Here is a 12528-nt window from a genome sequence, read left to right on the forward strand (position 1 = left end):
TCTTCTCATGACATTTACTTTTTTGTTTATCTTAGGCTTGGTTTTGAGTGTTGGCACCCGCTATTACTTAGCAGGGCGACATATTCGTCATATTGCAGAGCACCGCAACCAAGTTCCCGCTGATTTTGCCAGCAAAATCTCATTACCCGAGCATCATAAAGCCGCTGACTACACAATGGCTAAATTACGTTTGGGCTTATTTGAAATTGCCCTATCTGCTGCTATTTTGATTGGTTTTACATTATTGGGTGGTCTGCAGTATGTTCATGACCTCACCCTAGAGTTACTTGGGCCTGGCACTCTTCAGCAAATTTCTTTACTGATTTCAATCAGCTTGATCACAGGCATCATTGATTTGCCATTTTCTTGGTATCGCCAATTCACCATCGAGGAGAAATTTGGCTTTAATCGCATGACACCTACTCTATTTTTTACAGATTTAATCAAGGGCATCTTGCTAGGTCTTGCAATTGGCTTGCCACTTCTTTGGGTTGTTCTAACTTTAATGGCCGAAGCTGGTGAATATTGGTGGGTGTGGACTTGGTTTGTATGGGTAGGCTTTAATGCCTTGATGTTGTGGCTCTTCCCAACGTTTATCGCCCCACTATTTAATAAATTTAAACCTCTTGAAGATGGTCCATTAAAAGATCGTATCGAAGAGTTGCTTAAGCGTTGCGACTTCACCAGTCAGGGCCTTTTCATTATGGATGGCAGCAAACGCAGTGCTCATGGCAACGCCTACTTTACTGGCATGGGCAAAGCCAAACGAATTGTGTTTTTTGATACTTTGATTGAACGCTTGAACCCCGAAGAAATTGAGGCAGTACTCGCTCATGAATTAGGTCACTTCAAACGTCAACACATACGTAAGCGCCTCATCCAATCATTTGCTCTTAGCTTTTTAGTATTGGGCTTATTAGGCTGGATATCTACCAAAGCTTGGTTCTATTTAAGCCTAGGTGTCACACCTGATTTAAATGGCTATAACGCGGGATTAGCGTTGGCATTATTTAGTTTGGTGATGCCTGTGTTTGGCTTTTTCTTAACTCCTATTAATAGCATGGGGTCACGTAAACATGAATACGAAGCTGATGCTTTTGCTGCTGAAAAATCATCCGCCAAAGACTTAATCACAGCCTTAGTAAAGCTTTACCAAGATAATGCGGCCACCCTAACGCCTGATCCGCTTTACTCCAAGTTCTATGACTCACATCCGCCGGCGCCGCTACGCATTGCTCATCTGCAAGAGCTGGCATTAAGATAGTCATCCATGAAATCGTTCAAAGCCCTCCTTGTTGCCTCATATGGCCGCCATTATTTAGCGAGGGCGATCGATGATAATCAAAAAGGTTTATATCAAGTTACCTCGCGCGGTAAGCAACACTTGGGAGCAGTTGGCGATATCTTAGAAGTATCAGAAACTGGTCCTGAGCAAGCAGTAATTGAAAAGATTGTGGAGCGTAAAAATCTTTTGTATCGCTCAGACGCTTATAAAAGTAAATCAATTGCCAGTAACGTTGATCAAATTTTGATCATGCTAGCTACCGAGCCTGGTTTTTCACCAGACTTGTTAGGTCGCGCTGTGATCGCTGCAGAAACTGCAGGCATCACACCACGCATCATTTTGAATAAATGTGACTTACCTAATAAATTGCCAGCTGCACGCAAAATGCTAGAACCCTATATTGCTATGGGCTACCCTGTGCATGAGATGTCAGTTAAACATGACCCCTCATCAGTTGCATCACTGTTGCCACACGTACAAGGGAAAGTCTCAGTACTAGTAGGTCAATCAGGCATGGGCAAATCAACCCTGTTGAATGCATTGATCCCCAATGCGGCCGCACAAACTCAAGAGCACTCTAAAAAGTTAGACAGCGGCAAACACACCACCACAGCCTGTCGTTATTACGACTTACCTAACAATGGCTCCTCTGAATCTTTTGCAGGGGCATTAATTGACTCACCAGGCTTTCAGGAGTTTGGCTTAGCGCACTTATCTGAGAGTGAGCTACAACATGCCTTTGTTGAATTTAGACCCCTATTAGGTCAATGTAAATTTCATAATTGCAGTCATGGCGATGAGCCAGGCTGCGTGGTGAGATCAGCAGTTGATGCTGGAGAAATTTCAGCGCAACGTGTGGAGTTATTCCGCCAGTTGCGCCATGAATCACATAATGCGGATGCTATCCAATCCAGACTGAAATAGTCATGAGTGCAATCAAGGTGAGCCATAAAATCACGGCGCGCCACACCAAACCTACTGCAGAACGCAAACTTCTAATCGAAGCTTCGTGACCTAAATCATGAATCGGTGGCTCACCCGCTTCAGCCATTCTTAGAGCTTCATCACTATCAGGCTCAGGCAATGGCGCTCCTAAACGCACTCCTAAAGCACCGGCGCCAGAAGCCAAAATAACCGCTTCTAACTCATTACTCCACTTACGCAAGTGATAACGCCAACCATACATCGCATCTTCAAAATTACCCACAATCGCAAAACCCATTGCAGTTAAGCGCACAGGAATCCAATCAATCAACTGGAAGAAATCTCTTGCTGCTTGCCCCAAGGATGCGCTTGCTTGAGATGGCCAACGTCCTGCAGCCATATCTACCAAACGGTACAAGACCACGCCCGCAGGACCCATAGGCACCATGAACCAAAATATCGTGCCAAAGACATGACGATGCGAACCAACAATAGCTCGCTCAAGTGCCAAACGAATTACTTCAGACTCACTCATGGTGTCAGTGTTAACGCCCGCACCTTGCCAATCAGCTAAAAGACGTCGTGCCTCATCCAAGTTTCTGTCGAGCAATGCCTCATGAATGGCTGTGAATGGATGGCTAAATTGTCTAAAGCCTAAGAATAAATAAACAACAAATACATTCCAAATGAATGCTAGCAAAGGTTGAGTAGCCAACAAGATAATATGAACCGCAAGCACCAAGATAACTGGCGGCAAAAATGCAGCTACGCATGCCAAGCGACCACTTCGCTCACTACCACTATCAATGCTCTTGACCACAAAATCTAGCCATGCAGCTGATAAGCGACGAATCCAATGGTCTTTTTCAACCGGCTTATATTGCTCAGCGATGAGTGCAAATAGAATAGAAAAGAATGTCATGCTCTTAAAAAATGATAAAGATTCCGTAGCATACCCGCTGTTGCACCCCAAATGAATTTATTTTCATAAGGCATGGCATAAAAACGACGAGCCCCTTCAGGACTTTGCCACATTCTGTGCTCATGATGATGCGGGTCCATCAAAAAACTCATGGGCACTTCAAAGATCTCAGCCACCTCAAATGGATCAGCTTGATACTGGTGACCTGGGGTTACTAAGCCCACCACTGGAGTGACCTGATAACCAGTAATCGTTAAGTAATGAGGTAGGCGCCCTAAAATTTCTACACGATTGGCGGGCAAACCAATTTCCTCTTCCGCCTCACGCAAAGCCGTATGCTCCGGAGATTGATCCTCAGGATCTGCTCTACCACCAGGAAAACTAATTTGCCCAGGATGGTCGTACAAATGACTGGTTCGTTGCGTGAGTAATATTTTTAATTCAGCCTCATGCGTCACCAGAGGAATAAGAACTGATGCTGGCGTTGGGCAAGATCCTCGCCCGGCACGCAAAGCTCCTTCGGCAGATCTAGCAGCACGATTTTCATCAGTCACTTCTACATCCCAAGGGCGATCTTCTAAAAATCTAGCTTTGATGCCATCAACACTCAGAAGATGTTCTCTCACTTTAGGTAGATGCGTATCTCTACCGACGATGGGAACTATCGTGGGATCAAAGGCAGGCGCTCGCGCCGCAGTTGCTGGGGGTGACTCTGAAGAGCTAGACATGCAGCTAGTTTATAGAAATATCCATGTGGTTGCCAAAATGCTGCTCGCAAAAAGAACAAAGGCAGCCGAAGCTGCCTTTGATACACAAGCGTATTGAAAGTGGCACTGATTACTCAGCAGCAACTTCCTTTGTACGAGCTTGTAGCTTTTCCTTAATACGTGCTGATTTACCAGAACGATCGCGCAAGTAGTACAACTTGGCACGACGTACATCACCGCGACGCTTCACTTCAATGCTAGCGATCAATGGTGAGTAAGTTTGGAATGTACGCTCAATACCTTCGCCAGATGAAATCTTACGAACGATAAAGCTTGAGTTCAAACCACGGTTACGCTTAGCAATTACAACACCTTCGTAAGCCTGTACACGTTTACGGTTACCTTCAACCACGTTAACGTTAACAACTACTGTGTCGCCAGGTGCAAAAGCAGGAACTGTTTTGTTGGCAGTTAGACGAGCAATCTCTTCTTGCTCAATTGATTCAATAATGTTCATTACAACTCCTATAGCATCGTACCAACGTTGTATTCCGCACTAGCGGACTTGGTAGAGGATGCGGTTTAAAACCCTGTCTCATTTTGCAAACTAGCTAAATAAGCTTCATCTGCAGCACTTAACAAGCCTTGCTGGCGCGCCTGAATAATTAAATCAGGTCGCCGCTTTAACGTCAGCTCCAAAGATTGTTTCCGACGGTAATCCGCTATTTTAGCGTGATGTCCGCCTAAAAGCACGTCTGGAACCAATAAATTTTCATAATTTTCGGGTCTGGTGTAGTGATAACAGTCCAAAAGACCGTCCATAAAGCTATCTTGAGCCACAGAATCGGCATCCCCTAAGGCTCCGGGAATCAATCTAATCACCGCATCCATGACCGCCATGGCGGGTATTTCACCGCCAGAAAGGACAAAATCGCCCAAACTGAGCTCTTCATCCACTCTTCTGTCGACCAAACGCTGATCAATTGCCTCATAACGGCCGCACAACAATGTGGCAACCCCTAAATCACTGATATATTTAGCTTTTTTCTGGCTAAATCGCTCACCTTGAGGTGACAAAAGGATGACTGGGCCCTTTTTCCCACCTGATTGAGCTTGATCAGCCGCCACAGCGTCCAGAGCATCTTCCAAAGGCTTTGCCATCATCACCATTCCTGGGCCACCACCGTACGCACGGTCATCTACTGTTCTGCGTGCGTCAGTTGTGTAATCACGTGGATTCCAGGTTTTTAGACTCACCAAACCCTGCTCAAATGCTCTGCCCGTCACCCCCCAAGAGCTCAAAGCAGAAAACATTTCAGGAAAAATAGTTACGACGTCAAAGCGCATGGCTTAATCATATAGCGGACTTACCAGTCCAGTTGCCAATCCACCACAATTTGGCGTTCAGGGTCATCAGGGGCTTGATTGACTGACTTAACCACAGATGCAATAAATGGGATCAATCGATCTTCTTTTAACCCTTCAGCACGAACACACAGAATTGATTGGGCTCCGTTATCCATTAGGTCAACCACTTGCCCTAAAGATTGTCCCTGTTCATTGATGACAGGCAAACCAATCAGATCAACCCAGTAAAAGCTGTTTTCATCCTGCTTAGGAAAATCAGCACGACTGACGTAAACAGCTGATCCCTTAAGAGCTAAGGCTTGATCACGGTCAGAGACCTCTTCTAGACCCAATAGGATTTGACCACTATGCTCTTTAGCAGTTTTGATAACCCATGGACGAGCAGTGTCAGCCAAGGCTGGAGGCTTAGCTAACCATACATGCGGTGCGGAAAATAGTGCCTCAGGTTCTTTTGAATAAGGTTTGATTTTCACCAAGCCTTTGATCCCCTGGGCGTCGAGAATATGCCCGACTAAGATCAAATCAGACGGAGGGCTCATCATATTGCTCATCAGAGCCTCCGCAAATTGATTCGATAATGATTACTACTCTGATGATGCAAGCATCATCGTCCAAGACTTAGGCCTTTGGAGCGCCTTTGAGCAAACGTGCAACTGTTGGTGACAATTGAGCACCAACGCCTTGCCAGTATGTCAAACGATCCTGAGCAATACGGAAACCTTGTTCAGTTTCTACTGCGCTAGGATTGTAATAACCGATGCGCTCGATAAAGTTCGAGTCACGACGGTTGCGTTTGTCTGTAGCAACGATGCTGAAGAATGGACGATTTTTTGAACCGCCGCGTGCGAGTCGAATGACGACCATGTGATTTCCTTACAATGCTGAAATAAACCACATATTCTATCGCAGAATTGATAAGAAGACCAAAAATTAAAGGTAACCATGACTAATTTACCCCGCACCCCCTTATTTTTAGGCTTTTGGGGCTTGGCTTGCTTATTTTTAAGCTCTTGCGCACAAGTAATGCCCACCTGCAATGCGGTATCAGCCCCGCCTACTAGAGATATGGCGGGCAGCCAATGGCAATTGATCAGATGGCACTACACCAGCCCTAATGATGGCAAAAACCGCTTACGTAGCATTCCACATAGCGAAAACACCGCTGCCATCACTTTATCGATTTCACCAGACGGAAAATCGGTCAGTGGTTTTGCAGGTTGCAACCGCTTCACTGCCCAAGTTGCGCCAAGCGACTGGGGATTTTTAATGGAGAAGGTGGCTGGCACTCGCAAAGCTTGTGGGTCTCAAATTGATGAACTTGAGTACAAGTTTTTAAGTTACTTAGCCGATTACAGAACCATGGTGAGAGACGGTGATCGTCTATTGATTATGACGCGTGATGGAGAAGTCTTAAGCTTTGCCTTAAGAAATTAAATCTGTCCGATACCGAATGCATTAACTCAATACAATACCCTCATGCATAAAAACAAACTTTTCTTTTGCGCACTAGGATTATTTGCCCCTGGCACAGGTCTTAATGTCTTCTACCTAAAAGGTCTTGGCAATATTTGGGCATGGGCTCACCTAGTAGCACTTTTTGGCGGCATCTTAGGCTGGAAATTATTGGGCGCTAGCGATATGTCATCAGCCTTGGGCTGGGTATTAGCTACAGTTGGCTTCATTACCTTAGAAGCTAGTTGGTTAACTACCATCGTGTTTGGCTTACGTCCTGATGAAAAATGGGATGCTCAATTTAATTCACACAGCAATCAAACGAGTAACTCCAATTGGTTAGTTATTCTTTGTGTGATTTTTTCTTTGATGATTGGCGCAGCAGTGATGATGACTGGCTTGGCAGTTGCCTTTGAACAACACTTCTTAAGTCAGTTTGAAGAAGCGAGAAAAATCTCTCAATAATCTATCGGCTACTTAAGATACAACCAAGAGATAAATCGTTTTGTATCTCTTGGTTAATCACTTCTTTACTACAACTTAAAACTGCTCAGCACTCAAACTATTAACCGCTGCACCACCCTCCAATACCGAGGCTGCAGCACCTGGCACTTGGCTTAGTAAGTACTCAGCATAAAAACGTGCTGTGGCAATTTTGGCAGAGAAGAACTCTGAGTCATCATTCAACTTTTGCTCTGCAACGATCAATGCTCGCGCCATTTGCCAACCTGACACTAGTAAACCTGCTAAACGCAAATAGGCAACGCTGCCTGCGAATACATTTTTAGTGTCAGATTTAAAGTTGGCCACCACATAATCAACTACTGACTCAAATGAGACCCTAGCAGCAGATAGGTGTTTTAGCATCGCTTGGGCAGCAGGCGTATGACTCTTGGCCAACTCAGCCTCAGTCGCTTGAATCAACTGCGCTATTTGTTTAGCAACCTTACCGCCATCGCGATAAGTTTTGCGACCAATCAAATCATTCGCCTGAATAGCTGTTGTGCCTTCATAAATTGGCAAAATACGCGCATCACGATAGAACTGCGCTGCACCAGTTTCTTCAATGAAACCCATACCACCATGTACTTGAACACCTAAGCTGGCAACATCCACTGACATCTCAGTTGAGAAACCTTTAACAATCGGCACCAAGTACTCATACAAAGCCAAGTTGCTCTGACGCACAGACTCATCTGGACTGAAATGAGCTTGATCACTCGCTGCGGCAGCTACATAAGCCATTGCACGAGCGCCCTCAGTGTAGGCACGCATCGTCATCAACATGCGCTTAACGTCTGGATGATGAATGATGGCAACAGGACCCTCTGAACCAGCTAAATCTTTTGATTGCGTGCGATCTTTAGCGTACTGAACTGCCTTTTGATATGCGCGGTCGGCAATAGCAATACCTTGCATACCAACTGCAAAACGTGCAGCGTTCATCATGATGAACATGTACTCTAGACCGCGATTTTCTTCACCGACCAAATAACCAATCGCACCGCCATGATCACCAAACTGCAAAACTGCTGTTGGGCTGGCTTTAATACCTAGCTTATGCTCGATCGATACGCAATGCGCATCATTACGCTCACCCAAAGAACCATCAGCATTCACTAAGAACTTAGGCACTACAAATAATGAAATACCCTTCACACCCTCAGGCGCCCCAGGACAACGTGCCAACACCAAGTGAATGATGTTTTCTGCCATGTCGTGTTCGCCATAGGTGATAAATATTTTTGTACCAAAAACTTTATAAGTGCCATCACCTTGTGGTTCAGCACGTGTACGCACAGCGGCCAAATCAGAGCCGGCTTGAGGCTCGGTGAGATTCATGGTGCCCGTCCACTCACCACTCACCATCTTAGGTATATAAAGTTGTTTGAGCTCATCGCTAGCAGCTGTCAACATCGCTTCAATAGCACCATCCGTCAACATGGGGCAAAGTGCAAAAGACATGTTCGCTGCATGCAACATTTCTGAGCAAGCTGTGGCAATAACTTTTGGGAAGCCTTGACCACCAAATTCTGTAGGGTGAATCACGCCTTGCCACCCTGCTTCACCAAATTGCTTAAAAGCTTCTTTAAAGCCTGGAGTAGTAGTCACCACACCATCTTTTAGACTGCTTGGCTGTTGATCACCATCCCAATTAAGTGGAGCAACAACCTCATTACAGAACTTGGCTGACTCCTCTAGAACGGCAGCAGCCGTGTCATAACCATAATCCTCAAAACCCGGAATGCTTGCCACATCATCAACACCTGCCACATCCTGAAGTACAAATAGCATTTCTTTTAAAGGTGCGGAGTAACTCATGGCTCGTTCCTATGATTTGAATAGACTGATGTTGTTAATGTGTGCCGTTTGATGGAATTATTTGCTTAACTCTGTGACCAACTCTGGGACAGCAGTGAATAAATCTGCCACCAAACCATAATCAGCCACACTAAAAATTGGCGCCTCAGGATCTTTGTTGATTGCAACAATCACCTTGGAATCTTTCATGCCCGCCAAATGCTGAATCGCTCCAGAAATACCAACAGCAACATACAGTTGTGGCGCAACAATTTTTCCTGTTTGACCAACTTGGTAATCATTTGGAACGTAGCCTGCATCAACTGCCGCACGAGATGCACCCAAAGCCGCACCCAACTTATCAGCCAAAGGCTCAATGATGGCGTGGTATTGCTCTGAAGAACCTAAACCACGGCCACCAGACACAATTGCCTTAGCAGTAGCTAACTCGGGGCGATCAGATTTGCTAATTTCTCTACCGGAAAAAGTTGATTTCGCTGTATCAGCTACTGCTGGAGCAGTTTCAACTGTTGCTGAACCACCTGTAGCAGCTGCAGCGTCAAATCCCGTTGTACGTACCGTAATAACTTTGGTCGCATCAGTTGCTTGCACAGTTGCAATCGCATTACCAGCATAAATAGGACGCTCAAACGTATCCGCAGAAATTACTTTTGTAATTTCTGATACTTGAGCAACATCCAACTTGGCTGCCACACGCGGCAAAGTATTTTTACCAACAGCTGTTGCAGGTGCCAAGATATGGCTGTAGTTAGATGCCAAAGCCAATACTTGCTCAGCCAAGTTTTCACCCAACTGGTTTTCTAAATGCGGTGCATCCACATGAATAACTTTTGCTACACCAGCCACTTGCTTAGCAGCTTCGACAGCAGCGCCAGCCTGATGACCAGCAACCAATACATGAACATCTCCACCACAAGCAAGTGCGGCTGTCACAGCATTAAGTGTTGCTGCTTTTAAAGATTGATTATCGTGTTCTGCAATTACCAAAGAAGTCATTTAGATCACCTTCGCTTCATTTTTTAATTTTTCAACCAAAGTCTTCACGTCTGGAACCATCACGCCAGCACTACGCTTAGGAGGCTCTTCAACTTTGATTGTTTTTAGACGAGGGGTAATGTCAACACCAAGATCTTCTGGCTTAACAGTATCTAAAGGTTTCTTTTTAGCCTTCATGATGTTTGGCAAAGTCACATAACGTGGTTCGTTCAAACGCAAGTCAGTAGTGATCACGGCTGGCAAATTAAGCGCCAGGGTTTCCAAACCTCCATCGACCTCACGAGTAACCGTGGCTTTACCGTCAGCCACTTGAACCTTAGAAGCAAAAGTGGCTTGAGACGCATTCATCAAAGCTGCCAACATCTGACCTGTTTGATTGCTGTCATCGTCAATCGCTTGCTTACCTAAAATAACAATAGATGGCTGCTCTTTATCCACCAATGCTTTTAATAATTTAGCCACTGCTAAGGGTTGCAGTTCTGCATCTGTTTCCACCAAGATGCCTCGGTCTGCACCAATGGCCATAGCAGTTCTGAGAGTTTCTTGGCATTGAGTCACGCCACAAGAAACGGCAATCACTTCAGTTGCCACACCTGCTTCCTTTAAACGAACCGCCTCTTCAATCGCAATCTCATCAAAAGGGTTCATGCTCATTTTGACGTTAGCTGTTTCAACGCCTGTGTTATCAGACTTCACGCGAACTTTAACGTTGTAGTCAATCACCCTTTTTACCGCAACCAAAATCTTCATATTTATGCCTAATCTATTAAACCCACACAACCTACTTAAGTATTGTATTGGAGGGCGCAAACGCCCTTCCAATTAGTTAGCTATTCATTTTAAAGGGATTTAAACGTCAATCGCTGTTGCAGATCCTGCCCTTTTACGCAACTCAAATTTTTGAATTTTTCCAGTCGACGTTTTAGGTAAATCACCAAACACCACAGCACGAGGAATCTTAAAGCCCGCCAAGTGTTTTTTACAGTGCGCGATGATTTCTTCAGGCGTCACATTGGAGTCAGCACGCACCTCCAAGAAGGCACATGGTGTCTCACCCCATTTAGGATCAGGCTTAGCAACCACCGCAGCAGCCAATACTGCAGGGTGTCTATAAAGAACATCTTCAACCTCAATGGATGAGATATTTTCACCACCAGAAATAATGATGTCTTTGCTGCGATCTTTAATTTTGACGTATCCATCTGGGTACATCACCGCTAAGTCACCAGAATGGAACCAGCCACCAGAAAATGCTTCTTTAGTGGCGGCATCGTTCTTCAAATAGCCCTTCATGGTGATATTGCCGCGGAACATGATTTCACCCATGGTTTCGCCATCAGCAGGTACCTCTTGCATGGTTTCAGGGTTCATCACAGTCACCCCTTCTTGCAACAGCACCCTAACCCCTTGACGAGCATTTAATCTGGCGCGCTCACCAACATCTACATCATTCCATTCTTCATGCTTAACGCACACGGCGGCCGGGCCATACACCTCAGTTAGACCATAAACATGGGTCAACTCAATACCCATTTTTTCCATACCCTCAATAGTCGCGGCAGGAGGCGCTGCGCCAGCAATCAAACCTTTAATACCCACTGGAATATCTACCTTCAGTTCATCTGGCGCATTCACCAACAAACCATGAACAATTGGGGCAGCACAATAGTGGGTCACGTTATAGGTGCGCATCGCATTCAAGATGGATGGCGCATCCACTCTTCTTAAACAAACATTGATACCCGCTCTCGCAGCAATGGTCCATGGAAAACACCAACCATTGCAATGGAACATTGGCAAAGTCCACAAATACACTGGGTGCTTAGGCATATCCCACTCAAGCACATTCGATAGCGCATTAATCGCAGCACCACGGTGGTGATACACCACCCCCTTAGGATTACCTGTCGTGCCAGATGTGTAGTTCAAACAAACTGACTCCCACTCATCTGCGGGCATGCGCCATTGATGATTAGGATCACCCTTAGCAACAAATGAGTCATAGTCAATTGAACCCAACTGCTCACTGGCGCCTGTGTATTCAACATCTTTAACATCAATAACTAAAATATCCCTAGGTTTTTCAGCTAAAGCTAGTGCCAGAGCCTTCTTCATAGTCAAACTAAACTCTGGATCAACAATCACCACTTTGGCTTCACCGTGGTTCAACATAAAAGCAATTGCTTCTGGATCTAAACGGGTATTCAGCGAGTTCAAAACTGCGCCAACCATAGGCACGCCAAAATGAGCTTCTACCATTGGTGGTGTATTTGGCAACATCACAGCCACCGTGTCACCAACTTTAACGCCAGCTTTTACCAGTGAACTTGCCAATTGTCGGCAACGTGAATAAGTCTCTGACCAAGTTCGCGTCAATGACCCATGAATCACCGCTGTTTTATTAGGGTAAATCTTGGCAGTTCGCTCAATGAAGCTAAGAGGTGTGATTGGTGAAAAGTTCGCTGGGTTTTTATCTAACCCTTGTTCATAGATGCCAGGCATGCCAATAACTCCACGTTGTTTTTGTGATCAAACAATTATTAGCCAAGGGG

14 protein-coding genes are annotated in these 12528 nt (G+C 45.3%); 4 read left to right on the forward strand and 10 right to left on the reverse strand.

What is annotated here, in order from left to right:
* Positions 1-7 precede the first annotated feature (7 nt).
* Both CFR83_RS01880 and rsgA read left to right on the forward strand, forming a co-directional pair.
* The gene (locus CFR83_RS01880; protein WP_088812237.1) at positions 8-1264 is read left to right on the forward strand and encodes a M48 family metallopeptidase; all 1257 of its coding nucleotides are present in this window, start codon (positions 8-10) and stop codon (positions 1262-1264) included.
* Positions 1265-1270: 6 nt separating this feature from the next.
* Positions 1271-2209, forward strand: a complete 939-nt coding sequence (gene rsgA, locus CFR83_RS01885) for a ribosome small subunit-dependent GTPase A (protein ID WP_088812239.1) — start codon at positions 1271-1273, stop codon at positions 2207-2209.
* Here rsgA and CFR83_RS01890 read toward each other — a convergent pair.
* From CFR83_RS01890 to rpsP, 6 genes are all read right to left on the reverse strand, one after another.
* Positions 2187-3131 (reverse strand): CobD/CbiB family protein, encoded by a 945-nt coding sequence (locus CFR83_RS01890; RefSeq protein WP_088812240.1) that lies wholly within the window; start codon positions 3129-3131, stop codon positions 2187-2189. The two genes, rsgA and CFR83_RS01890, sit on opposite strands and share 23 nt — an antisense overlap.
* Entirely contained in the window at positions 3128-3859 is a 732-nt protein-coding gene (locus tag CFR83_RS01895) for a CoA pyrophosphatase (RefSeq protein ID WP_088812242.1), read from the reverse strand. Before CFR83_RS01895 ends, CFR83_RS01890 begins: the two co-directional genes overlap by 4 nt.
* 109 nt (positions 3860-3968) lie before the next feature.
* Complete coding sequence (gene rplS, locus CFR83_RS01900) at positions 3969-4355, reverse strand: 50S ribosomal protein L19 (protein WP_088812244.1); 387 nt, start codon at positions 4353-4355, stop codon at positions 3969-3971.
* Positions 4356-4420: 65 nt separating this feature from the next.
* Positions 4421-5185, reverse strand: a complete 765-nt coding sequence (gene trmD, locus CFR83_RS01905) for a tRNA (guanosine(37)-N1)-methyltransferase TrmD (RefSeq protein WP_088812246.1) — start codon at positions 5183-5185, stop codon at positions 4421-4423.
* 20 nt (positions 5186-5205) lie between these two features.
* On the reverse strand, positions 5206-5757 hold the full coding sequence (gene rimM, locus CFR83_RS01910; protein ID WP_243383306.1) for a ribosome maturation factor RimM: 552 nt from the start codon (positions 5755-5757) through the stop codon (positions 5206-5208).
* A 67-nt stretch (positions 5758-5824) separates the two neighbouring features.
* Positions 5825-6070: a 30S ribosomal protein S16 gene (gene rpsP / locus CFR83_RS01915; protein ID WP_088812247.1), complete on the reverse strand. Its 246-nt coding sequence runs from the start codon at positions 6068-6070 to the stop codon at positions 5825-5827.
* Positions 6071-6148: 78 nt separating this feature from the next.
* Between rpsP and CFR83_RS01920 the strand changes: the two genes are divergently transcribed.
* Both CFR83_RS01920 and CFR83_RS01925 read left to right on the forward strand, forming a co-directional pair.
* Positions 6149-6640: an META domain-containing protein gene (locus CFR83_RS01920; protein WP_088812249.1), complete on the forward strand. Its 492-nt coding sequence runs from the start codon at positions 6149-6151 to the stop codon at positions 6638-6640.
* Positions 6641-6682: 42 nt separating this feature from the next.
* Positions 6683-7123 carry a hypothetical protein gene (locus tag CFR83_RS01925; protein ID WP_088812250.1) on the forward strand — a complete coding sequence of 147 codons (441 nt, stop codon included), beginning with the start codon at positions 6683-6685 and terminating at the stop codon, positions 7121-7123.
* Between the two features lie 75 nt (positions 7124-7198).
* On the opposite strand, the gene CFR83_RS01930 is transcribed toward CFR83_RS01925, so the two are convergent.
* From CFR83_RS01930 to CFR83_RS01945, 4 genes are all read right to left on the reverse strand, one after another.
* Positions 7199-8980 carry an acyl-CoA dehydrogenase gene (locus tag CFR83_RS01930; protein ID WP_088812252.1) on the reverse strand — a complete coding sequence of 594 codons (1782 nt, stop codon included), beginning with the start codon at positions 8978-8980 and terminating at the stop codon, positions 7199-7201.
* Positions 8981-9037: 57 nt separating this feature from the next.
* A complete protein-coding gene (locus CFR83_RS01935; protein WP_088812254.1) occupies positions 9038-9976 on the reverse strand; it encodes an electron transfer flavoprotein subunit alpha/FixB family protein in 939 nt (312 codons plus the stop codon).
* Positions 9977-10726 carry an electron transfer flavoprotein subunit beta/FixA family protein gene (locus CFR83_RS01940; RefSeq protein ID WP_088812256.1) on the reverse strand — a complete coding sequence of 250 codons (750 nt, stop codon included), beginning with the start codon at positions 10724-10726 and terminating at the stop codon, positions 9977-9979.
* Between the two features lie 99 nt (positions 10727-10825).
* Positions 10826-12478: an acyl-CoA synthetase gene (locus CFR83_RS01945; protein WP_088812257.1), complete on the reverse strand. Its 1653-nt coding sequence runs from the start codon at positions 12476-12478 to the stop codon at positions 10826-10828.
* Positions 12479-12528: the final 50 nt, after the last annotated feature.

The sequence above is a fragment of the Polynucleobacter victoriensis genome (genome assembly GCF_900187875.1).
Taxonomy (GTDB): domain Bacteria; phylum Pseudomonadota; class Gammaproteobacteria; order Burkholderiales; family Burkholderiaceae; genus Polynucleobacter; species Polynucleobacter victoriensis.